The following is a 22849-nucleotide window of genomic DNA, read 5'->3' as shown; positions in this document are numbered from 1 at the left end:
CCATGCAGCCGACACAAACGCGTGAAGCAGTCGAAGCAGCAGAATCGCCGGGCGCGGCCCGCCGCGCCCCCCGCCCGAAGCCGGGCGAACGCCGTATCCACATTCTCCAGACGCTCGCCACCATGCTCGAGGCGCCGCGCGGCGAAAAAATCACCACCGCGGCGCTGGCCGCGCGCCTGGGGGTTTCCGAGGCCGCGCTGTACCGCCATTTCGCGAGCAAGGCCCAGATGTACGAGGGCCTGATCGATTTCATCGAGCAGACGCTCTTCGGGCTCATCAACCAGATCGTCGAAAAAGAACCGAGCGGCGTCCTGCAGGCGCGCGCGATCGCCCTGATGCTCGTCAACTTTTCCACACGCAACGCCGGCATGACCCGCGTGCTGACCTGCGAGGCCCTCGTGGGCGAGCACGAGCGCCTTGCCGAGCGCGTGAACCAGATGCTCGACCGCGTCGAGGCGTCGCTGCGCCAGTGCCTGCGCGTCGACCTCGCACAGGAGGCCGAGCGCCAGGCTATTTCGGGGTCTGACCATGTCAACGCGAAGCCTGCCGCCAAAGGATACGATCCAACGGTCCGGGCGAATCTGGTCGTGCGCTATGTGATCGGTTGCTGGCATCGCTACGCGCAAAGCGGTTTCACTCGCTCACCGGGCGAGCACGCCGACGAGCAGATCCGCATCATTCTTCAATAGCGCGGCCGCGCGGCTTTTTTTCGTGGCGGCTGCTCGCGTCGCTACCAGGAGAACCGTCGCATGAACCGTCCCGTTCCTCCCCTCGGCCTGCCGCCCATCCTGATGGGCCTCTCCGCCCATTGGGGCTGGCTCGTCGCGCGCGGCATCGCCGCCATCCTCTTCGGCGTGCTCGCCTTCTCGCTGCCCGGCCTCACCGTGCTCACGCTCGCCATCGTCTGGGGCGCCTACGCCCTCGTCGACGGCGCGTTCGCGCTCATCTACGGCGCGCGCGGCGGCGGCACGCGGCGCTGGACTTACATCATCATCGGTCTGATCGGCGTGATCGCCGGCCTCGTGGCGTTCTTCTGGCCTGGCGAGACGGCCATCGTCCTCGTGATGATCATCGGCGTGTGGGCGTTCTTCACGGGCATCTTCGAAATCGTCTATGCGATCCAGTACCGGCACGCCATCGCGCATCCGTGGGCGGTCGGCATTTCGGGGCTGCTCTCGGCCACGGTGGGCTTCTTCTTCGCGATGTTCCCCGGCGCGGGCGCGCTCTCGCTGATCTGGGTGATCGCCGCGTATGCGGTCCTCTACGGCCTCCTGATGATCATCGCGGCCCTGCAGCTGCGCCGCTGGCGCAACGCGCATCCGCCCGCCCCCGGGAAGTGATAAGGCTTCGCGGCCTCGCGCGGTGCGCGGGCACGTGAAGCGGCGGTCCAAGGCGCCGGGCGGCAGCGCGCCGCCCGGCCTGCCTTTCCCGCGTGCCGCGTCGCTTTGCACTTTTTCCGATATACTCTGCGTTCCTTTTGCAATACCCACGCGCCGATTTGCTGACTCGATTGCGGGCGCGTGAACTTCAGGGCCGTCGTTGAATTTCGGCCCGGGAGTTCGATATAAATGCGGCTAAAGAGGTCGTCAGCTGCGCCACTCCTTTCGCACTCCGCGCCCGCCGACACCGTTTAGCCGCCCGAAAAACCAAGGCGGAACGAATGGAATCGATCGGCATCGTCGCTCCTCAAACACTGCATTTCGACGCGCCCCTGCAACTGCAGAACGGCACGGCGCTGGCCGGGTACGACCTCGTGGTCGAAACCTACGGCACGCTCAACGCCGCGCGCAGCAACGCGGTGCTCGTCTGTCACGCGCTCAACGCGTCGCACCACGTGGCGGGCGTCTACGCGCACGACCCCAAAAACGTGGGCTGGTGGGACAACATGGTCGGCCCGGGCAAGCCGCTCGACACCAACCGCTTCTTCGTGATCGGCGTGAACAATCTCGGCTCGTGCTTCGGCTCGACCGGCCCGATGAGCCTCGACCCGGCCACCGGCCAGCCCTATGGCGCGAAGTTTCCGGTCGTGACCGTCGAGGACTGGGTGGACGCCCAGGCGCGCGTGGCCGATCGCTTCGGCATCGAGAAGTTCGCCGCGGTGATGGGCGGCAGCCTTGGCGGCATGCAGGCGCTTGCGTGGAGCCTGCGCTATCCGGATCGCCTCGGCCACTGCATCGTGGTCGCCTCCACGCCCAAGCTCTCGGCGCAGAACATCGCGTTCAACGAGGTCGCGCGTTCGGCCATCCTCTCGGACCCCGACTTCCATGGCGGCGACTACTACGCCCACAACGTGAAGCCGCGCCGCGGCCTGCGCGTGGCGCGCATGATCGGCCACATCACCTATCTGTCCGACGACGACATGGCCGAGAAATTCGGCCGGGCGCTGCGCCGCGCGGAAGGCGCCGAGAACGCCTACAACTTCAATTTCGACGTGGAATTCGAAGTGGAGTCGTACTTGCGCTATCAAGGCGACAAGTTCGCCGACTACTTCGACGCCAACACCTACCTGCTGATCACGCGCGCGCTCGATTACTTCGACCCCGCCAAGGCGTACGACGGCGACCTCACGCGCGCACTCGCGCACACGAAGGCGCAATACCTCGTGGCGAGCTTCGCGACCGACTGGCGTTTCGCGCCCGCGCGCTCGCGCGAACTCGTGAAGGCGCTGCTCGATCACAAGCGCCAGGTGACCTACGCGGAAATCGACGCGCCGCACGGCCACGACGCCTTTCTGCTCGACGACGCGCGCTATCACAATGTGGTGCGCGCTTACTACGAACGTATTGCTGCTGAGGTGGGCGCATGAACCAGAGCGCTTTCGACAGTCTTTCCGCCCGTCCCGACTTTCGCACCATCGCGCGCTGGATCGAACCGCGCGCCACGGTGCTCGACCTCGGCTGCGGCGACGGCGCGCTGCTTTCGCTGCTCTGCGAGGAGCTCGAATGTTCGGGCTACGGCATCGAGATCAACGACGCGGGCGTGCTCGCCTCGGTGAAAAACGGCATCAACGTGATCCAGCAGAACCTGGAAGACGGCCTGCGCCTGTTCGAGGACGCGAGTTTCGACTTCGCGATCCTCTCGCAAACACTGCAGACCATTCACCAGACGGCCGCCATCCTGCGCGAGACGGCGCGCGTGGGCAAGGAGTGCATCGTCTCGTTCCCGAACTTCGGCTACTGGCCGCACCGGCTTTCGGTGTTGCGCGGACGCATGCCGGTTTCGAAGTCGCTGCCCTACCAGTGGCATAACACGCCTAATGTGCGTGTTCTCACGGTGAAGGACTTCGAGGCGCTCGCGCCCGAGGTGGGCATCGAAATTCTCGACCGCGCCGTGCTCCATGGGGGTCAGACCGTTCGTTGGGGTGTGAACTGGCGTGGTAGTCTTGCGGTCTATCGCGTGAGAAAAAAATGACGCCGTACGCGGCGTCGCGTGTTTTTCTGCCCGACCGGTTCGTCAGGAACCGCACCCAACACCGCCGCCGCTAACGACGACATGCAGAATCCGCCCCACGAGGCACCCGCTCTTACCGCTCACGAATCCCACCCCGGCTGGCGTGCGTATCTGAATACGCACATGCTGATCTGCGTGTTCCTCGGCTTTACCTCCGGGCTGCCGCTCTTCACGCTCGTCTATCTGGTGCAGGCGTGGCTGCGCTCGGAGGGCGTCAATCTCAAGGAGATCGGCCTCTTCGCGCTGATCCAGTTCCCGTACACCTGGAAGTTCGTCTGGGCGCCGCTCATGGACCGCTACGTGCCGCGCCTGCCGGGCTGGCGCCCGGGGCGGCGGCGCGGCTGGATGCTCGTCACGCAGATCCTGGTGGCGCTCGCCATCGGCACGCTCGGTTACGTTTCGCCGAAAGATTCGATCTGGACCGTGGCCGCGCTCACCGCGCTCGTGGCGTTCTTCGGCGCGAGCCAGGACATCTCGATCGACGCCTACCGGCGCGAACTGCTCACCGATACGCAGCAGGGTCTCGGCAACGCCGTGCACGTGAACGCCTACAAGATCGCGGCGCTCGTGCCGGGTTCGCTCGCGCTGATCCTCTCCGACCACCTGCCGTGGAGCACCGTGTTCGTCGTGACGGCGGCGTTCATGATTCCCGGCATGATCATGACGCTCGTCGTGAAAGAGCCCGAAGTACACGGCGCGCCGCCCAGGAACCTGCGCGAAGCGATCGTGCAGCCGTTTGCCGAATTCGTGCGCCGCGACGGTCTGGCCGCGGCACTGTTTGTGCTCGCCTTCATCTTCCTCTACAAGCTCGGCGACACGATGGCGACCACCCTGTCCACATCGTTCTTCCTCGATATCGGCTATTCGCGCACCGAGATCGGCGTGATCGCCAAAATGACGGCGTTCGGCGCGAGCCTCGCAGGCGGCATCATCGGCGGCGTGGCGCTTGTGAAGATCGGCATTGGGCGCGGTCTGTGGATCTTCGGTTTCCTGCAAATGATTTCTACTCTGGGTTTCGCGTGGCTCGCGCAACTCGGCGCCGGATCGCCCTCGCTCGCCGCCATCTACGACGCCGTGCTCGCCGTGAGCCACGCGGTTTCGTGGGCCGCGGGTCTCTTCGGCGCCAACGTGCAGCTCACGCTCGACCCGCGCGCCGTCGCGCTCGCGCTCGTCTACGGTTTCGAGACCTTTGCGACGGGACTCACGCTCGCCGCGTTCACTGCCTATATTGCAAGCACAACCGATCCGCGTTACACCGCCACGCAGTTCGCACTGTTCACGAGCCTCGCCTCCGTGCCGCGCACGCTGGCCTCCGCCGCGAGCGGCTACGTAGTCGCGAAGATCGGCTGGTTCGACTATTTCATCGTCTGCACGGTGCTCGCGGTACCGGGTATGCTCCTGCTCATTCGTATTGCCCCGTGGAGAGTCCGGTCGTGAGCACGCATGAGACCGTCGCGCAAAGCCCGCGGGAGCCGCAGCGCAGCGGCGAGCGCGCTCGCGTGCTCGTGCTGGCGCTCGCCGCCGCCTGGCCGGCCCTCTGCGCATGCAATGCGTGGGGTACCGAGAATCCGGCCGCCACGAGCGCCCCGGCGAGCATGCCGGGCAACCCTGCCGCGCCGCCAGCAAGCAGCGCCCCGAGCGCAGGCAATGCCGCAGCGAACCCGGCGAATAGCGCAAATAGCGCGAACGGCGCAGCAAACAGCGGCGCAAGCGCCGCGCCGGGCAGCGTCGCTACCGGTGCGCCGAACACGGGCCGCGTGGTGCGCTTCGGCAACGCCGCCGTGTACCGCAACCTGATTCCCTCGCCGATGCTCGAAGCGCAGGCCGCGGCGGAATTCAACGAGATCGTGCGCGGCGCGGCCCATTCGAACCGGCTCTATGCCGAAAGCGATCCGCACGTGCAGCGCGTGCGGGCGTTCGTCGACCGGCTCGCGCCTTACGCGCTGAAGTGGAGCGATCGCGTCCGGAACTGGAAGTGGGAAGTGGCGGTGATCCGCTCGAACGACATCCGCATGTACGCCCTGCCGGGCGGCAAGATCGTCGTGTACGGCGGCCTGCTCGACCGCGTGAAGCTCAACAACAACGAGTTCGGCATGCTGCTCGGCCACGAGATCGCGCATGCGGTGCGCGAGCACGTGCGCGAGCGCCTTGGCGAACAAGAGGCCGCGCAGATCGAGTCGGGTACCGTGCCGCAACTCTTCGGACTCGCCGATCTCGGCGTGTTTCCGCTCGGTATCGGCTCGCAGCTCGTGGAGATGCACTACGGCCGCGCCGACGAAACCGAAGCCGACGTGATCGGCAGCGATATCGCCTCGCGCGCGGGCTTCGATCCGCGCGCGGCGCTCACGCTCTGGGACAAGCTCGCGGTGGCGACGCGCGCCGACCGCGATCAGGGTTTCATCTACGTGCATCCGTACACGCCGGCGCGGCGCGCCGATATCGCCAAGCGCCTCGCCGACATGATGCCGCTCTACGCGAAGGCCATCGGCAAGCCGCTCGCCGAGTTGCCCGACTACGAGGGCATCCCGGCCGTGCAGAAGCGCAAGGTGGTGTCGGCGCCATGAACGCGGTTTCGCAGCGCGCCGGGCCGGGCGTCAGCTCTTGACCTTGTAGTCGTAGTCGACGGTCAGCGGCGCGTGATCGCTGAACTTGATGTCCTTGAAGATCGACGTCTTTTTCGCCTTGTGCGCAATGCCGGGCGTCGCGATCTGATAGTCGATACGCCACCCCACGTTCTTCGCATACGCCTGGCCGCGGTTGCTCCACCACGTGTACTGCTCGGGGCGCGGGTCGAGCGTGCGGAACACGTCCACATAGCCCACGTCGTCGAAGAGGCTCGTGAGCCACGCGCGCTCTTCGGGCAGGCAGCCCGAGTTCTTCTGGTTGCCCTTCCAGTTCTTGATGTCGATTTCCTTGTGGACGATGTTCACGTCGCCGCACAGGATCACTTCTCGTTCGCGCTTGAGTTCCGCGAGATGCGGCATGAATTCGTCCATGAAGCGGTACTTCGCGGCCTGACGCTCCTCGCCGCTCGAACCCGAAGGCACGTACACCGAAATGACGGAGAGCTTGCCGAAACGCGTTTCCACATAGCGCCCTTCCGGGTCGAACTCCGCGCTGCCAAAGCCGATGATGACGTCGTCGGGCTCGTGGCGCGAGTAGACGCCCGCGCCGCTATAGCCCTTCTTCACCGCATGCTGGAAGTAGCCCGTGAAGTCGTGCGGGGCGAGGAATTCGGGCGTCATGTCGTCCTGCGAGCACTTGATCTCCTGCACGCAGAGCACGTCGGCCTTCTGTTCGCCGAACCATTCGAAAAAGCCCTTCTTCGCCGCCGAGCGGATGCCGTTCAGATTCGCTGTGATCACACGCAACATGTCTTCTTTCCTCTTGATTGTGCGCTGCTTTTACGTTTTCTCGCGCCGCGCCGAACTGCGCCGCGCGAAGGGATGCGGCCGGTCTCAGTCGATCCTGAGACCCTTGAGTTCGGCCTTGGCCGGCGGAAACTCGAGCTTCAGGCTTTCCATCAGGCGCAGCAGCAACTCGGCCACCATGACGTTGCGATGCGACTTCGAATTGGCGGGAATCACGTACCACGGCGCGTAGTCCGTGGAGGTGGCCGCGAGCGCGTCATGGTACGCGGCCTGATACGCGTCCCAATGCTTGCGCGCCTCCAGATCGGACACATCGAACTTCCAGTGCCTGGTGGGATCGTCGATGCGGGCCTGGATGCGGCTCCTCTGCTCGTCCTTCGAGATGTGCAGCATGCACTTGATGATCGACGTGCCGCTCTCGGCAAGCAGCGCCTCGAATTCGCGGATCTGCCGGAAACGGCGCTCGCATTCGGTCGAATCGATCTGGCCGGTCACGCGCGGCACGAGCACGTCCTCGTAGTGGCTGCGGTTGAAGATGGCCAGCTCGCCCGCACCGGGCACCTGCAGATGCACCCGCCAGAGAAAGTCGCGCGAAGCCTCGATCGGCGTGGGCGCGCGAAACGGCACGATGCGCAGGCCGAGCGGATCGACCTCGTGGAACACGCCGCGGATCGTGCCGTCCTTGCCGCTCGTGTCCATGCCCTGCAACACGAGCAGAACGCGCTGGTGGCGCTGCGCGTGCAGACGCTCCTGCAGCACGTCGAGCTTGACGCCGATCTCGGAGAGACGGCTGCGGTCGCCGTCCTTGCTGCCGGTCGAGAACGGTTTCGCGGCAGGATCGAGCGCGCCGAGCGAGAACGCTGCCTGCTTCTTTTCGCCGAAATACGGCACGCGGTAATCGTCGAGGCTCGGGGGCTTCGCCATGTGGGTTCTCCTCTTCTGGATACGACCGCGTCACCGGTCGGTTAACACCGTTGCAGGGGGTTGAAGCGGCAAGGCGGCGCCGCACTGCTACGCGCGACGCCGCCTTGCCAGCATGCCCGAATCAGGCGGGATTCACTCAGACTGAGCCAAACTCAGCCCAGCTTCTTCTTCAGCAGTTCGTTGACCTGCTGCGGATTCGCCTTGCCCTTCGTGGCCTTCATGGCCTGGCCGATCAGCGCATTGAACGCCTTTTCCTTGCCGGCGCGGAACTCTTCCACCGACTTCTGGTTCGCCGCGAGCACCTCGTCGATGATCGCTTCGAGCGCGCCGGTGTCCGAAATCTGCTTGAGGCCCTTCGCCTCGATGATGCGGTCGGCAGCATCGACGTCCGCGGCCTTCTCGTCCCACATCGCCTGGAACACTTCCTTGGCGATCTTGTTCGAGATCGTGCCGTCGGCGATGCGCGCGAGCAGCACGGCGAACTGCACGGCCGAGACCGGCGAGGCTGCGATGTCGAGGCCCTCGCGGTTGAGCTGCGACGAGACTTCGCCCATCAGCCAGTTGGCGGCGGCCTTGGCCTGCGCGGCGCCCGCCTTCGCGACGACGGCCTCGAAGAACGCAGCCATCGCCTTCGAGGACGTGAGCACGTTCGCGTCATACGGCGTCACGCCATACTGCTCGACAAAGCGCGTTTGCATCGTCGCGGGCAGTTCGGGCAGCTCGCCCTTCACGCGCTCGACCCATGTCGCATCGATCACGAGCGGCATCAGGTCGGGGTCGGGGAAGTAGCGGTAATCGTGCGCGTCTTCCTTGCTGCGCATCGAACGCGTCTCGCGCTTGTCCGGGTCGTAGAGGCGCGTTTCCTGCACCACCGTGGCGCCGTCTTCGATCAGCTCGATCTGGCGGCGCACTTCGTACTGGATCGCCTCTTCGAGGAAGCGGAACGAGTTCAGGTTCTTGATCTCGGCGCGCGTGCCGAATGCCTTCTGGCCGACCGGACGCACGGAGACGTTCGCGTCGCAGCGGAACGAGCCTTCCTGCATGTTGCCGTCGCAAATGCCGAGCCACACGACGAGCGTGTGCAGCGACTTCGCATACGCCACCGCTTCGGCGGCGCTGCGCATTTCGGGTTCCGTGACGATTTCGAGCAGCGGCGTGCCGGCGCGGTTCAGGTCGATGCCCGTCATGCCCGCGAAGTCCTCGTGCAGCGACTTGCCGGCATCTTCTTCGAGGTGCGCGCGCGTCAGGTTGACGGTCTTCTCGTAGGCTTCGTTGCCGGCCTTTTCGTTAGCCGGGACCTGAATGGTGATCTGCCCGCCCTGCACGACCGGAATCTCGTACTGGCTGATCTGGTAGCCCTTCGGCAGGTCCGGATAGAAGTAGTTCTTGCGCGCGAAAATGCTGCGCGGCGCAATCGTTGCGCCGATCGCGAGGCCGAACTGGATCGCGCGCTCCACGGCGCCGCGGTTCATCACCGGCAGCACGCCCGGCAATGCGAGATCGACGGGGCACGCCTGCGTATTGGGCGCCGCGCCGAATTGCGTCGATGCGCCGGAGAAGATCTTCGACGCCGTCGACAACTGCGCGTGCGTCTCGAGACCGATAACGACTTCCCATTGTGTTGCCATGCTCATGCCTCCCGCCGAGCCGCCTCAAGGGAGGCATGCGCCCCCCCGGGGGGCGACGAACGAAGTGAGTGCGGGGGCTCATTCGACACCCCTGCCGGCGCCTTGCGATGCCAGTCGGTCGCGCGCTGGAAGGCGTCGGCGACCTGCAGCATGCGGGCCTCGTTGAAATAGTTGCCGACGATCTGCAGACCGACGGGCCGCTGCGCATTCGCACCCGCGCCGAAGCCGCACGGCACGCTCATGCCGGGCAGGCCCGCGAGACTCGTGGAGAGCGTGTAGATGTCCGCGAGGTACATCTGCAGCGGATCGTCGCCCTTGGCGCCGAGGTCCCATGCCACGCTCGGTGCGACCGGCCCCATGATCACGTCGCACTGCCTGAACGCTTCCTGGAAATCCTGCGCAATGATGCGGCGGATCCTCTGCGCCTGCAGGTAATACGCGTCGTAGTAGCCGTGCGAAAGCACGTAGGTGCCCACCAGAATGCGGCGCTTCACCTCAGGACCGAAGCCCTCGGCACGCGACTTCTTGTACATGTCGAGCAGATCGCGGTATTCGGCGGCGCGGTGGCCGAAGCGCACGCCGTCGAAGCGTGAGAGGTTCGACGACGCTTCCGCCGGGGCGATCACGTAGTACACGGGAATCGACAGCTCGGTTTTCGGCAGCGTGACTTCCACGAGTGAGGCGCCGAGCGATTCGTACGTCTTCAGCGCGGCGTCGATGGCGGCGCGCACGTCGTCGGCGAGGCCCGCGCCGAAATATTCCTTCGGCAGGCCGATGCGCAGGCCCGCGAGCGGCTTGCCGGCGCCCTGGCTCCCGCTGTTGTCCCCGCCGTTGCCCCACTTTTGGCCGATGAAGCGCGTGTAGTCCTCGTGCGCGTGCGTGAGGCTCGTCGAGTCGCGCTCGTCGAAGCCGCCCATGGCGTTCAGGAGCAGCGCGCAATCCGTGGCGCTGTGCGCGAACGGGCCGCCCTGGTCGAGCGACGAGGCGAACGCGATCATGCCGTAGCGCGAGACGCGGCCGTAGGTGGGCTTGATGCCCGTCACGCCCGTAAACGATGCCGGCTGGCGAATCGAGCCGCCCGTGTCGGTGCCGGTCGCGGCGGGCGCGAGGCGCGCGGCGACGGCCGCGGCGGAACCGCCCGACGAGCCGCCCGGTACGGCCTTCGTGTCCCACGGGTTTTTCACGGCGCCGAAATGCGAGTTCTCGTTGGACGAGCCCATCGCGAATTCGTCCATGTTGGTCTTGCCGAGGCAAACCATGCCTGCGCGCTCGAGCCGCTCGACCACGGTCGCGTCGAACGGGCTCACATAGTTTGCAAGCATCTTCGAGCCGGCGGTCGAGCGCCAGCCGCGCGTGACGAACACGTCCTTGTGCGCGAGCGGAATGCCCGCGAGCGGGCCCGCGTGGCCCGAGTGCAGGAGCGCGTCGGCGGCCTTTGCCTGGGCGAGCGTCAATTCGGGATTGACGTCGACGAAGGCGTTCAGGTCCTGGTGCGCCTCGATCCGGCCCAGAAAGTGCTGGGCCAGCTCGACTGCGGAGCACTCCTTCGCAGCCAGCGCGGCGCGCAGTTCGGTCAAGCTTTTGTCATGCATTGCGTGATTCCTGGAAGAACGTCACGGCGTGGTCGAAATCGGATCGTTGCGCCGTCCAAAAAGCGGTGTGCCAACGTTCACGAACGTGTGCGCCGCTTCCCGGAAAACCCGGGAAAACTCGGGAGTCCGTGCCTTTTCGAACTGTTCCGATGACTCGTGGGAATTCGAAAATGGCGAAAAAATGCTGCGCGCCTACTCGATCACGCGCGGTACGAGGTAAAGTCCGTCCTGCACCGCGGGCGCGGGACGTTGCAGCGCTTCGCGGTCGACGATTTCGGTCACGGCGTCCTCGCGCAGACGCAGCGCGACGTCCTCGATCTGCTCGATCGGGTGGGCGAGCGGGGCAATGCCGGTCGTGTCCACGGCCTGCATCTGCTCGACGAGGCCGAAGAAGCCGTTCAGGCGTTCGAGCGTATTGCCGGCTTCGGCGTCGGCCAGTTCGAGGCGCGCAAGATGCGCGATGCGCTTCACATCGTTCAGGGTCAGGGCCATGCGGTCACCGGAAAAAGGGGCTGCGGCAGTGCGGGAATTCGGTGCTGCAACAGCGGTTTATCGCGCCGGATCCGGCTCCGAAGGAAAGCTTCGACGAGGTCAAAAACTGCCTTCCGGATCCTGCAAAACAGGCAAAATTATAAGGTATCATTACGCGTTCGACCCAAACCCGGACCGCCTTGCATCCGCCTTTCGGTTCTGTACGCAGCACAATGCGGCCAGACAAGATCAAAGGGGCGGCACAGCCAGGCTGCCTCCGGTAATCATCCCCGCAGTCTCAGGCCCTTCGTGGCGCCCCTTGCGACGCCCTCCGCCGTGATTTCGGAGTGCCCTCGTGGCGCAGCATGTCGCCCTGAGGCTGTTAATTTTTCCGCTGCCGCCCTCGCCCACGAAGCTGGAAGGACGGCCACAAGCGAGACAGGATTTTTGAATGTTCGGTTTTCTGCGTAGCTACTTCTCCAACGACCTGGCGATCGACCTCGGCACCGCCAACACCCTCATCTACATGCGCGGCAAGGGCATCGTCCTCGACGAACCCTCGGTCGTCTCCATTCGCCAGGAAGGCGGCCCGAACGGCAAGAAGACGATTCAGGCAGTCGGCAAGGAAGCCAAGCAGATGCTCGGCAAGGTCCCGGGCAACATCGAAGCCATCCGCCCGATGAAGGACGGCGTGATCGCCGACTTCACCGTCACCGAGCAGATGATCAAGCAGTTCATCAAGACGGCGCACGAGTCGCGCATGTTCTCGCCGTCGCCGCGCATCATCATCTGCGTGCCGTGCGGTTCGACCCAGGTCGAGCGCCGCGCAATCAAGGAAGCCGCGCACGGCGCGGGCGCCTCGCAGGTCTACCTCATCGAAGAACCGATGGCCGCCGCGATCGGCGCGGGCCTGCCGGTTTCGGAAGCCACGGGCTCGATGGTCGTCGACATCGGCGGCGGCACGACCGAAGTGGGCGTGATCTCGCTCGGCGGCATCGTCTACAAGGGCTCGGTGCGCGTGGGCGGCGACAAGTTCGACGAAGCGATCGTCAACTACATCCGCCGCAACTACGGCATGCTGATCGGCGAACAAACCGCCGAAGCCATCAAGAAGGAAATCGGCTCGGCCTTCCCGGGTTCCGAAGTCAAGGAAATGGAAGTGAAGGGCCGCAACCTGTCGGAAGGCATTCCGCGCAGCTTCACCATTTCGAGCAACGAAATTCTCGAAGCGCTCACCGACCCGCTGAACCAGATCGTCTCGTCGGTGAAGATCGCGCTCGAACAAACGCCGCCGGAACTGGGCGCCGACATCGCGGAACGCGGCATGATGCTCACGGGCGGCGGTGCGCTGCTGCGCGACCTGGACCGCCTGCTCGCCGAAGAAACCGGTCTGCCGGTGCTCGTGGCCGAAGACCCACTCACCTGCGTGGTGCGCGGCTCGGGCATGGCGCTCGAGCGCATGGACAAGCTTGGCAGCATCTTCTCGTACGAGTAAGCGCGCCGCGCACTGCTGCGCTCGCCCGCGGCGCGGTTCCGGCGTCGCCGCGCCGCTGATGGCGCGGCGGCACGCGCGCCGCCACGGCGCCCGCAACGGGGCGTCCTTCGGGGCGCCGAAGTTTCACACTTCGTCGTGCCCGCCGTTACACCCTCTGTTTCACCGAACCGCACACGCCCCCGGCGCCGACCATGGAATACAGTCCGCCGCCCCTCTTTAAACAGGGCCCATCGGCACTCGCACGGCTGATCTTCTTCGTCGTGCTGTCGCTCGCGCTCCTCGTCTCCGACGCGCGTTTCAAGACGCTCGAAATCGTGCGCGGCGTACTCGGCGCGGGCCTCTACCCGCTGCAACGCGCGGCCCTCGTGCCGCGCGACTTCTTTATGGGCGCCGCCGATCTGGCCGTGACGAGTTCCGCGCTGCGCACCGAAAACACCCAGTTGCACGCGCGCAATCTCCAGCTTTCGCAGCAGGCCAACGAGGCCGCTTCCCTCGCCGCCGAAAACGCGCACCTGCGCGCGCTTCTGCAGCTCTCGCAGCGCATCGGCGCGCAAACCACGCCAGCGGAAATCCAGTACGACACGCGCGACCCGTTCACGCAGAAGGTCGTGATCGGCGGCGGCTCGCAACAGGGCGTCCAGAACGGCTCGCCGGTATTGAGCGAGGACGGCGTGATCGGCCAGGTCACGCGCGTATTCCCGATGCAGTCCGAAGTCACGCTCGTCACCGACAAGGACCAGGCCGTGCCGGTCGAAGTCGTGCGCACGGGCCTGCGCAGCGTGATCTACGGCACGGCGAAGGGCGACCTGCTCGATCTTCGCTTCGTGCCGATCAGCGCCGATCTGCAAGTGGGCGACGAACTCGTGACGAGCGGACTCGACGGCATCTATCCACAAGGGCTGCCGGTCGCGAAGGTGTTGCGCGTGGACAAGCAGGCCGATACCGCGTTTGCACGCGTGGTCTGCCTGCCGCTCGCCGCCGTACGCGGGGCGCGCCAGGTGCTCGTGCTGCACTATGTGCCGCAGGTGCCGCCCAACCCGATCGCCGCCGAAGAAGCCGCTGCAGCCGCCGAGGCGAAGGACGCGAAGAAGAAGCCCGCCAGGGCCGCGGACAAGAAGAGCGACAAGAAGGCCGATGACGCGAAGGCGAAACCCGCCGCCGCTGCATCGGCCCCGGCGCAGCAGACCAAACCGGCCGCGGCAGATACAAAACCGGCGCAGCCAAAGCAGCCCGGGAGAAGGCCCAGGGAGAACCTGCGGGAAGAGGCGGCGAAGGCCGTCGAGAAAGGGGGCCATTGATGCCGCGTCCGCAATACATTCTGCAGCCGGTCAATCCGTACTTCATCGTTTTCAGCCTCGCGGCGGCGTTCCTGCTGAACCTGCTGCCCTGGGGCAAGCTGCCCGGCGTGCCCGACTTCGTCGCGCTCGTACTGCTGTTCTGGAACATTCACCAGCCGCGCAAGGTCGGCATGGGCGTCGCGTTCTTCCTCGGGCTCCTCATGGACGTCCACAACGCGAACCTGCTCGGCGAGCACGCGCTCGCATACACGCTGCTTTCGTATGGCGCGATCACCATTCACCGCCGCGTGCTGTGGATGTCGATCGGCTTGCAGATGTTCGCCGTCACGCCCATGCTGGTCGGCGCGCAGGTCGTGCCGTTCGTGATCCGCCTGCTGATGGGCGCGTCGTTTCCGGGCTGGGGTTACCTCATCAGCGGCTTCGTCGAGGCGATCCTCTGGCCGGTCGCGAGCGTGCTGCTGCTCCTGCCGCAGCGCCGCCCCGTCGATCCCGACGACACCCGGCCCATTTGAGCGGCGCGCCGCTCGCCGCCGGAAGACTCGCTTGACTACCTGCCTGACTACCTCCTACGCACCCTGGCCCGCCGCTCCTCGCGATCGGAACCGTGGCGCCCGGGTCTGACAGCATGACCGAATTCAAGGACACCCAGCAGCAGCTCACGAAGTTCCGCCTGCGCGTCGCGGCGGCGGGGCTGTTCGTGTTCGTCTGCTTCGGGCTGATCGCGTTCCGCTTCCTCTATCTGCAGGTCTGGAACCACAGCAAGTACTCGCTGCAGGCGGACGAGAACCGCATTTCCGTCGCGCCGATCGTGCCGAACCGCGGCATCATCACCGACCGCAACGGCGTCGTGCTCGCGAAGAACTACTCGGCGTTCACGCTCGAAATCACGCCCTCGAAGCTCACCGACACGCTCGACAACACGATCGACGAGCTCTCGACTGTGATCCCGATCGATGCGCGCGATCGCCGCCGCTTCAAGAAGCTGCTCGAAGATTCGAAGAACTTCGAGAGCCTGCCGATCCGCACGCGCCTGACCGACGACGAAGTCGCGCGCTTCACAGCCCAGCGCTTCCGCTTCCCCGGCGTGGAAGTGCGCGCGCGGCTGTTCCGCCAGTATCCGCTCGGGCCCACGGCCGCGCACGTGATCGGCTATATCGGCCGGATTTCGCAGCGCGACCAGGAGCGCATCGACGACCTCTCCGACAAGAACGACAGCGATCCCGAGCACTACGATCCGCGTCTGGACGCGAACAACTACAACGGCACCGACTACATCGGCAAGATCGGCGTCGAGCAGAGCTACGAAACCGAGCTGCACGGCCTGACCGGCTTCGAGGAAGTGGAAGTGACGGCGGGCGGGCGCCCCGTGCGCACGCTCTCGCGCACCCAGGCCACGCCCGGCAACAACCTCGTGCTCTCGATCGACATCGGCCTGCAGCAGGTGGCCGAGCAGGCTTTCGCAGGCAAGCGCGGCGCGCTCGTGGCCATCGAGCCTTCGACGGGCGACATTCTCGCGTTCGTCTCGGCGCCGAGCTTCGATCCGAACTCGTTCGTGGACGGCATCGACCAGCAGACCTGGGACGAGCTCAACAACTCGCCCGATCACCCGCTGCTGAACCGTCCGCTGCACGGCACCTACCCGCCGGGCTCGACCTACAAGCCATTCATGGCGCTCGCCGCGCTCACGCTGCACAAGCGCACGCCGCAGTGGGGCTTCTCCGACCCCGGCTACTACATGTTCGGCGGCCACCGCTTCAACAACGACGTGCGCTCGGGCCAGGGCTGGATCGACATGAACCGCGCGATCATGGTGTCGAACGACACCTACTTCTTCATGCTCGCGCACGACCTGGGCGTGGACAACATCGCGAACTTCATGAAGCCGCTCGGCTTTGGCCAGCTCACCGGCATCGACATCGCGGGCGAGGCGCGCGGCATCCTGCCTTCCACCGAGTGGAAGCGCAAGGCGTACCGCAAGCCCGAGCAGCAGCGTTGGTACGAGGGCGAGACGATCAGCCTGGGGATCGGTCAGGGCTACAACTCGTTCACGATCCTGCAGCTCGCGCACGCCACGGCCACGCTCGCCGACAACGGCATCCTGATGAAACCCCACCTCGTGAAGGAGATCGAGAATCCGATCACGAAGCAGGAGCGCCTCACGGTGCCGAGCGAAAGCGGGCGCCTGAACGTGAGCCAGGCCGATATCGACGTGGTGAAGCGCGGCATGGAGAACGTGACGATGAATCCCTCCGGCACAGCCTACCAGGTGTTCCGCAACGCGCCGTACACCTCGGCGGGCAAGACCGGCACGGCACAGGTGTTCTCGCTGCAGGGCGGCAAGTACAAGGCGCATGCGCTCGCCGAGAATCTGCGCGACCACGCGCTCTTCATCGCGTTCGCACCGGCCGAGAAGCCGCAGATCGCCGTCGCGCTGATCGTCGAAAACGGCGGCTGGGGCGCGCAGGCCGCAGGCCCGATCGCGCGCCGCGTGCTGGATTACTGGCTCGTCGACCGCTTGAAGCCCGGCGTCGAACAGGCGGCCGTGAGCGCGGCGGCTTCGGCCACGGAGGATGCGTCCGCGCCCGTGATCGGCGCACCGCCCGAAGCCGCATCGGCAGCGTCCGCGGCGCCGGGTGCCGCCTCGGCCACGCCCGCCGTGCAGCCCGTGAGGGTCGCCGCCGGCTTCACGCCGCTGCCGGTTCCCGGCGCGGCATCTGCGGCCGCGGCGGCTTCCGCTGCTGTGGCGGCTTCGCAAGCCTCGGGGGAGGCAGCCGCTGCGCCTGCCTCCGCCGCGGCTGCCTCCGCTGCGGCTGCGGCCTCCGGCGCGGCGGCACGGCCCACGCCGGCCAGCAACGCTGCCGGCAAGGCTCGCAAGCCCCGCCAGAACGTCAGCCCCGATGCGCCCGCTGCAACCGACGCCGTGAACGGCGGCACCGCCGGCGCGAACGACATGCCCGACACGAGCGCCGCCCGCCCCGCGCCGGCCTCCGAGCCCCGCCACTTCGGTCCCGGCCCCCATCGCCCGCGCCGCCCCGCCGGCGCGAGCGACGCGGCCACGCTCGCCCCGCCGCCCAGGCCCGCAACGGGCGGCATCGACGAGTGAGCAAGTACCTTGCATGGGACCGGCGTAGGCGCTGAAGCGCAAACTCCGGATCGACAGGAGACACAATGCCTTTCCTTCAGTTCGACAAGATCGACAAGCGCGCGGTGCTCGACACGCTGCGCAAGATGTTCCTCGGCTTCGACCGCCCGCTCGCGCTCACCGTGTTCCTGCTGCTGTGCGTGGGCATCGTCACGCTGTACAGCGCGAGCCTCGACGTGCCGGGCCGCGTGGAAGACCAGTTGCGCAACATCATGCTCACCTTCGTGCTGATGTGGGCGCTCGCCAATGTGCCGCCCAACACACTCATGCGCTTCGCAGTGCCGATCTATACCTTCGGCATCGCGCTGCTCGTTGCCGTGGCGCTATTCGGCCTCACGCGCAAGGGCGCAAAGCGCTGGATCAACGTGGGCGTGGTGATCCAGCCCTCGGAAATCCTCAAGATCGCCACGCCGCTCATGCTCGCCTGGTACTACCAGCGCCGCGAAGGCGTGATGCGCTGGTACGACTTCCTCGTCGGCTTCGTGATTCTGCTCGTGCCCGTGGGGCTCATCGCCAAGCAGCCCGACCTCGGCACCGCCGTGCTCGTGTTCGCGTCGGGCCTCTTCGTCATCTATTTCGCGGGGCTCTCGTTCAAGCTGATCGTGCCGGTGCTGATCGCGGGCGTGATCGCCGTCGCCTCGATCGCGGCGTTCCAGGACAAGATCTGCCAGCCGCAGGTGAACTGGCCGCTCATGCACGACTACCAGAAGCACCGCATCTGCACGCTGCTCGACCCGACTTCCGATCCGCTCGGCAAGGGCTTCCACACCATCCAGGCCGTGATCGCGATCGGCTCGGGCGGCCCGCTCGGCAAGGGCTGGCTGAAGGGTACGCAGTCGCACCTGGAATTCATCCCCGAAAAGCACACCGACTTCATCTTCGCGGTGTTCTCCGAGGAGTTCGGCATGGCGGGCGGCCTCGTGCTGCTCACGCTCTACATGTGTCTGATCGCGCGCGGGCTCTACATCGCCGCGAACGGCGCGACGCTCTTCGGACGGCTACTGGCCGGCTCGCTCACGATGGCGTTCTTCACCTACGCATTCGTCAACATCGGCATGGTGAGCGGCATCCTGCCCGTGGTGGGCGTGCCGCTGCCGTTCATGAGTTACGGCGGCACGGCGCTCACGACGCTCGGCGTGGCGATCGGGCTCATCATGAGCGTGGGACGCCAGAAGCGGCTGATGCAGAGTTGAGGGCTCGGCGGGGGCGGTTAGGCCCGCTCGATCGCAGCAGTAAAAGAAAACGCGCCGGCATTGTCCGGCGCGTTTTTTTCGGCGGTCGATTTGTGGCGCTTACTGCGTGGGCGCCGACTTCATCAGCTCTGCGCTCAACTGCTGGTACTTCAGGCGTGCCACGGGATCGCCCTGGGCCGCCGCGGCGGCATAGTACGCGCGCGCGACGTTGAGGTTCTTCGCCACGCCGTCGCCGCCGCGCTCGTAGAACGAGCCGGTCACGTATTGCGCCGTCATGTCGCCGCCCTCGGCGGCCTTCTTGTACCAGTAGAACGCCTGCTTGTTGTCGCGCGTGGTGCCGCGCCCGTCGAGGTACTGGTTTGCGAGCGCAAGCTCCGCCTGCACATGGCCCTGCTTCGCCGCCTTGAGGAACCACTGGTGCGCCTGCACGGGATCGCGCTCGACGAAGTCGCCGTCGTCGTACATCTTGCCGTACACGTACTGCGCATGCGACATGTTCGCGTCCGCCGCCTTGCGCAGCCACTTGCGGCCCTCGGCCACGTCGGCTGCGCCGCCTTCGCCGTTCACGAGCATCATCGCGTAGTTGAACTGAGCCAGCCGGTTGCCGCGCTCGGCCGCCGCCTGGAACTCGGCACGCGCCGCGCTGAGATTGCCCGCGTTGTAGTCGGCAACGGCGCTGGCCGTCTGCGGATCGGATTCGGCGCCTGCGCTGGCGGCGGCGCTGGCGGCGTCGGCTGCGGCCGCGACGCCGCTCACGCCGAGCGCCGCGCCCGCCAGACACCCAATGGCGAGCGCGCGCGCGATCCGTTCAGGAAGCCGCTCAAAAAGCGCTTTCGGACGCTTCATGATCTCGCCTCCTGGAGCGCCTGGCGCGTTGCGCGCACGAGCCAGATCACGTCGGCGGCGAGGGCGATGAAGCTGAAGCCCATCTCGCGATACTGCTTCGCGCCAGCCGGATCCATCGCGAAAATGCCCGACGCGACGCCCGCCTCGCGCGCCGCGGCCACGACGCGACGCATGGCGGCGAGCACGTCGGGATGCTTCGAGTCGCCGAGATGGCCCAGGCTCGCCGCGAGATCGGCAGGGCCCACGAACAGGCAGTCGACACCCGGCACCTTCGCGATCTTCTCGACTTCGCCCAGCGCCGCCGCCGACTCGATCTGGACGATCGTCGCGATCTGCGCGTTCGCGCCCTGGAGGTAATCGCGCCGCATTCCATAGGCCGCCGCGCGCACCACGCCCGCCACACCGCGCTGGCCGCCTGGCGTGCGCGCGTCGGGGTACTGCGTGAGGCTCACGGCGCGCGCGGCCTCCTCAGCCGAGGCCACGTTCGGGAACATCACCGTGCGCGCGCCCGCGTCGAGCACGTGCTTCACGAGCCACGGCTCGCTGTCGGGCAGACGCACCACGGGCTCGGTGGGCATATGCGCCGCCGCAATGGCGCGCAGCTGGGCGATGGTGTCGGCGCTGTCGTTGGGGGCGTGCTCCATGTCGATCAGCAGCCAGTCGAAGCCGGCGTGCGCGAGCGCCTCGGCGGCGGTTTCGCTGCCCATCGAAAGCCATAGACCGAATAGCGGATCCGCCTCCCTGAGGCGTTCCTTGAGGGGATTCGTGAAGGTGCTCATCGCCGTGCTCCCGGCGAGGCTGCGTGGACGCATACGCCTGGCGCGGGCGGGTTTATCCGCCCGGCAGCGCGGCAGCCGGCAGGTCTCGCTCCGTTATGTGTTTGTCGGGCCGCACGCGGGGATGCGCAGGCCTTGCGGCAATGATCATACCGCGACAAAAATTTGCCGGCCGGCACGGAAAACCCGCCTTGCGCGGGTCGTCGGAGCGAGGGTGAGGCGAAGCTTGCGCGCGTCAGTCGCGCGTGACCTCGGCCCAGCAGTTCGGCGTCTCGTACAGGCGCAGCTTGTGCAGGCGCAGATTCACGCCATAGTGCGCGTCGTACACGTTCGCGAGAATGTCGAACGCGATGGCCGCGAGGTTCTCCACGGTCGGAATGCGGTCGATCACGACCGTCTTGTGGCCAGGCAGCGTTTCGAGAAAACCGCGCACCTGCGTATCGCCCGCGAAGACGAGGAACGCGTGATCCCACAGATCGACGAGATGCTGGTTCGCGAGCGACTTCACGTCGGCGAAGTCCATCACCATGCCGCGATCGGGCGCGCCCTCGGTTTCGACGAGGTCGCCTTCCAGCGTGATTTCGAGCACGTAGCGGTGGCCGTGCAGGTTACGGCACTGGCTGCGGTGGTCGGGGATGCGGTGGCCCGCGTCGAATTCGAGTTTTCGGGTGATCGTCAGCACGGCGCTTCTTCAGAAAAATTCGCGTGAATCAGGGAATGTTCAGGTATTTGTGGGTCTGCATCGACAGGCGCCACTGCGGATGGCGCTTGCACCAGTCGATGGCGAGCTTCGTGTTCAGGTCGCGCGACGGGCCGTCCATGGGCTGCACGAGAAAATACTCGAAATCGAGCTTCGCGTAGTCGGCGAGGCGCTGATTCTCCTGCGGCACGACAACCTTCAGCTCGTTGCCCTTCGTGACGACGAGCGGCGCGTCGGCCTTCGGGCTCACGCAGATCCAGTCGATGGTGTCGAGCACCGGCAGCGAGCCGTTCGTTTCGATCGCGATCTCGAAACCGGCGGCGTGCAGCGCGTCGACGAACGGCGGGTCGATCTGCAGCATGGGCTCGCCGCCCGTGCAGACCACGAAACGGTTGCCCTCGCCTTCTGGCCACAGCGAGGCGATCTTCGCGACGAGTTCTTCCGGCGTGCGGAATTTGCCGCCGTTCTCGCCGTCGGTGCCGACGAAGTCGGTGTCGCAGAAGCGGCAAACGGCTTGCTCGCGATCTTCCTCGCGGCCCGACCAGAGATTGCAGCCGGCAAACCGGCAGAACACGGCCGGGCGCCCGGCGTTCGCGCCCTCGCCCTGCAACGTGTAGAAAATTTCCTTTACCGCGTAAGTCATCGTGCAGCCTGGTTCTGGCTCATGCGCGCAACGCGCGTGCAAAGCCGGTTGGTCTCGGGCGCGAAATCATCGTGTCCGCGGAGGCGCGCCGCCCGTGCGCGCCCTTGGGACCTTATTCGTTCACTGCGAAAGCCACACGCGCGGCCCGAGGCTCATGCTCAGACCGGGGCTTCCGTCACGTTCCCGCCGGCGAGATACGCTTCGTACCCGCGCTTGCGCAACTTGCACGCCGGGCACTCGCCGCAACCGAAGCCCCACGCGTGGAGCTCGGCGCGCTCGCCCACGTAGCAGGTGTGCGTTTCCACGCGGATCATGTCCACCAGCGCTGCGCCGCCCAGCTGTTCGGCTAGCCGCCACGTGTCGGCCTTGTCGAGCCACATGAGCGGCGTTTCCAGCACGAAGCGCGTGTCCATGCCGAGATTGAGCGCCACTTGCAGCGCCTTCATCGTGTCGTCGCGGCAGTCGGGGTAGCCCGAGAAGTCCGTTTCGCACATCCCGCCCACGAGCACCTTGAGCCCGCGACGATAAGCGATCGCTGCGGCGATCTGCATGAACATCAGGTTGCGGCCCGGCACAAAGGTGTTCGGCAGGCCGCTCGCGGCGGTTTCGATCTCGATCTCGCGCGTCATGGCCGTGTCGCTGATCGAGCCGAGCACCGAGAGGTCGATCATGTGATCGTCGCCGAGACGCTCGCCCCACTCGGGGAATGCGCGGGCAATCGCCGCGCGAAAACCCTCGCGGCATTCCAGTTCGACGCGATGACGCTGGCCGTAATCGAAGCCGAGCGTCTCGACGCTCTCGTAGCGGTCGAGCGCCCAAGCAAGGCACGTGGCCGAATCCTGGCCGCCGGAAAACAGTACGAGCGCGCCCTTCGCTTCTGTTCGAGTCACCGTGAAACTCCGTGTATGAGGTTTCCGCGCGAATGCGTTCGTTGCCTGGCCGCGCTGCTGCCTGCGTTGCTGACTGCATTACTGCCTGCGATGCTCGATGCGCGCGGGCGGACCGGCGGGGACAACCTCCGCGCCGGCTCATGAAGCCGGCTCATGCAGTATAGGCCGGGGCATCTGCACGGGCATCGGCGCACCCTTATACCCTGGATACCGTCGATGTCTCGCGATGCTTCGCGATGTCTCGAATTGGAGCCGCAGGACAAGGAGCGCCACGCGTGCACAACGAAAAAGCCCCAGGAATCGAACGATCTCCTGGGGCTGCATTCTGGTGGCCTGGGACGGAATCGAACCATCGACACGCGGATTTTCAATCCGCTGCTCTACCAACTGAGCTACCGGGCCAACGAAGAAAGAAGAGTATAGCGATGAA

General features: G+C 66.1%; 21 protein-coding genes and 1 tRNA gene. 11 read left to right on the top strand and 11 right to left on the bottom strand.

The features are described 5' to 3' along the window. The first annotated feature begins 2 nt into the window (after positions 1-2). From slmA to C7411_RS03160, 6 genes are all read left to right on the top strand, one after another. A complete protein-coding gene (gene slmA / locus C7411_RS03185) occupies positions 3-689 on the top strand; it encodes a nucleoid occlusion factor SlmA (RefSeq protein WP_110383164.1) in 687 nt (228 codons plus the stop codon). Between the two features lie 60 nt (positions 690-749). After that, positions 750-1340 (top strand): HdeD family acid-resistance protein, encoded by a 591-nt coding sequence (locus C7411_RS03180; RefSeq protein ID WP_207786522.1) that lies wholly within the window; start codon positions 750-752, stop codon positions 1338-1340. 320 nt (positions 1341-1660) lie between these two features. Beyond that, positions 1661-2806, top strand: a complete 1146-nt coding sequence (gene metX / locus C7411_RS03175; protein WP_110383165.1) for a homoserine O-succinyltransferase MetX — start codon at positions 1661-1663, stop codon at positions 2804-2806. Next, positions 2803-3411, top strand: a complete 609-nt coding sequence (gene metW / locus C7411_RS03170; RefSeq protein ID WP_042265442.1) for a methionine biosynthesis protein MetW — start codon at positions 2803-2805, stop codon at positions 3409-3411. Before metX ends, metW begins: the two co-directional genes overlap by 4 nt. Before the next feature lie 81 nt (positions 3412-3492). Continuing rightward, positions 3493-4887: an AmpG family muropeptide MFS transporter gene (locus tag C7411_RS03165; RefSeq protein ID WP_110383166.1), complete on the top strand. Its 1395-nt coding sequence runs from the start codon at positions 3493-3495 to the stop codon at positions 4885-4887. Then, positions 4884-6014: a M48 family metallopeptidase gene (locus tag C7411_RS03160; protein ID WP_243413025.1), complete on the top strand. Its 1131-nt coding sequence runs from the start codon at positions 4884-4886 to the stop codon at positions 6012-6014. The genes C7411_RS03165 and C7411_RS03160 overlap by 4 nt, the downstream gene beginning before the upstream one ends. 30 nt (positions 6015-6044) lie before the next feature. Here the strand turns inward: C7411_RS03160 and C7411_RS03155 are convergent, their stop codons facing one another. The 5 genes from C7411_RS03155 to gatC all read right to left on the bottom strand — a co-directional run bounded on the left by C7411_RS03155 (position 6045) and on the right by gatC (position 11457). Beyond that, positions 6045-6824, bottom strand: a complete 780-nt coding sequence (locus C7411_RS03155; protein WP_110383167.1) for an exodeoxyribonuclease III — start codon at positions 6822-6824, stop codon at positions 6045-6047. Between the two features lie 84 nt (positions 6825-6908). Further along, positions 6909-7745 carry a PPK2 family polyphosphate kinase gene (locus C7411_RS03150; protein ID WP_110383168.1) on the bottom strand — a complete coding sequence of 279 codons (837 nt, stop codon included), beginning with the start codon at positions 7743-7745 and terminating at the stop codon, positions 6909-6911. 152 nt (positions 7746-7897) lie between these two features. Then, a complete protein-coding gene (gene gatB, locus C7411_RS03145; protein ID WP_110383169.1) occupies positions 7898-9373 on the bottom strand; it encodes an Asp-tRNA(Asn)/Glu-tRNA(Gln) amidotransferase subunit GatB in 1476 nt (491 codons plus the stop codon). Positions 9374-9375: 2 nt separating this feature from the next. Continuing rightward, positions 9376-10965 (bottom strand): Asp-tRNA(Asn)/Glu-tRNA(Gln) amidotransferase subunit GatA, encoded by a 1590-nt coding sequence (gene gatA / locus C7411_RS03140; protein WP_110383170.1) that lies wholly within the window; start codon positions 10963-10965, stop codon positions 9376-9378. 192 nt (positions 10966-11157) lie between these two features. Continuing rightward, positions 11158-11457 (bottom strand): Asp-tRNA(Asn)/Glu-tRNA(Gln) amidotransferase subunit GatC, encoded by a 300-nt coding sequence (gene gatC / locus C7411_RS03135; RefSeq protein ID WP_028211911.1) that lies wholly within the window; start codon positions 11455-11457, stop codon positions 11158-11160. Positions 11458-11887: 430 nt separating this feature from the next. On the opposite strand from gatC, the gene C7411_RS03130 reads away from it, so the two are divergent. From C7411_RS03130 to rodA, 5 genes are all read left to right on the top strand, one after another. Then, complete coding sequence (locus tag C7411_RS03130; protein ID WP_004189550.1) at positions 11888-12931, top strand: rod shape-determining protein; 1044 nt, start codon at positions 11888-11890, stop codon at positions 12929-12931. A gap of 191 nt (positions 12932-13122) precedes the next feature. Next, positions 13123-14229, top strand: a complete 1107-nt coding sequence (gene mreC / locus C7411_RS03125) for a rod shape-determining protein MreC (RefSeq protein WP_110383171.1) — start codon at positions 13123-13125, stop codon at positions 14227-14229. After that, positions 14229-14741 carry a rod shape-determining protein MreD gene (mreD, locus tag C7411_RS03120; RefSeq protein ID WP_110383172.1) on the top strand — a complete coding sequence of 171 codons (513 nt, stop codon included), beginning with the start codon at positions 14229-14231 and terminating at the stop codon, positions 14739-14741. Before mreC ends, mreD begins: the two co-directional genes overlap by 1 nt. 113 nt (positions 14742-14854) lie before the next feature. Then, entirely contained in the window at positions 14855-17332 is a 2478-nt protein-coding gene (gene mrdA / locus C7411_RS03115) for a penicillin-binding protein 2 (RefSeq protein WP_110383173.1), read from the top strand. A gap of 65 nt (positions 17333-17397) precedes the next feature. Continuing rightward, on the top strand, positions 17398-18564 hold the full coding sequence (rodA, locus tag C7411_RS03110; RefSeq protein WP_110383174.1) for a rod shape-determining protein RodA: 1167 nt from the start codon (positions 17398-17400) through the stop codon (positions 18562-18564). Between the two features lie 99 nt (positions 18565-18663). Here rodA and C7411_RS03105 read toward each other — a convergent pair whose 3' ends face one another. From C7411_RS03105 to C7411_RS03080, 6 genes are all read right to left on the bottom strand, one after another. Beyond that, the gene (locus C7411_RS03105) at positions 18664-19410 is read right to left on the bottom strand and encodes a tetratricopeptide repeat protein (RefSeq protein WP_110383175.1); all 747 of its coding nucleotides are present in this window, start codon (positions 19408-19410) and stop codon (positions 18664-18666) included. Beyond that, positions 19407-20189, bottom strand: a complete 783-nt coding sequence (locus tag C7411_RS03100; RefSeq protein WP_110383176.1) for an HpcH/HpaI aldolase family protein — start codon at positions 20187-20189, stop codon at positions 19407-19409. The genes C7411_RS03105 and C7411_RS03100 overlap by 4 nt, the downstream gene beginning before the upstream one ends. Before the next feature lie 232 nt (positions 20190-20421). After that, on the bottom strand, positions 20422-20865 hold the full coding sequence (gene queD, locus C7411_RS03095) for a 6-carboxytetrahydropterin synthase QueD (RefSeq protein ID WP_028203213.1): 444 nt from the start codon (positions 20863-20865) through the stop codon (positions 20422-20424). 31 nt (positions 20866-20896) lie between these two features. Further along, positions 20897-21529: a 7-carboxy-7-deazaguanine synthase gene (gene queE, locus C7411_RS03090; protein WP_110383177.1), complete on the bottom strand. Its 633-nt coding sequence runs from the start codon at positions 21527-21529 to the stop codon at positions 20897-20899. Between the two features lie 158 nt (positions 21530-21687). Then, on the bottom strand, positions 21688-22419 hold the full coding sequence (gene queC / locus C7411_RS03085) for a 7-cyano-7-deazaguanine synthase QueC (protein WP_110383178.1): 732 nt from the start codon (positions 22417-22419) through the stop codon (positions 21688-21690). 326 nt (positions 22420-22745) lie between these two features. Then, positions 22746-22821 (bottom strand) — tRNA-Phe (locus C7411_RS03080). Positions 22822-22849 lie beyond the last annotated feature (28 nt).

The organism is Paraburkholderia silvatlantica, from assembly GCF_003096715.1.
In the GTDB taxonomy this organism is placed as follows: Bacteria; Pseudomonadota; Gammaproteobacteria; order Burkholderiales; family Burkholderiaceae; genus Paraburkholderia; species Paraburkholderia silvatlantica.
This window is presented reverse-complemented; position numbering and strand designations above follow the sequence as displayed.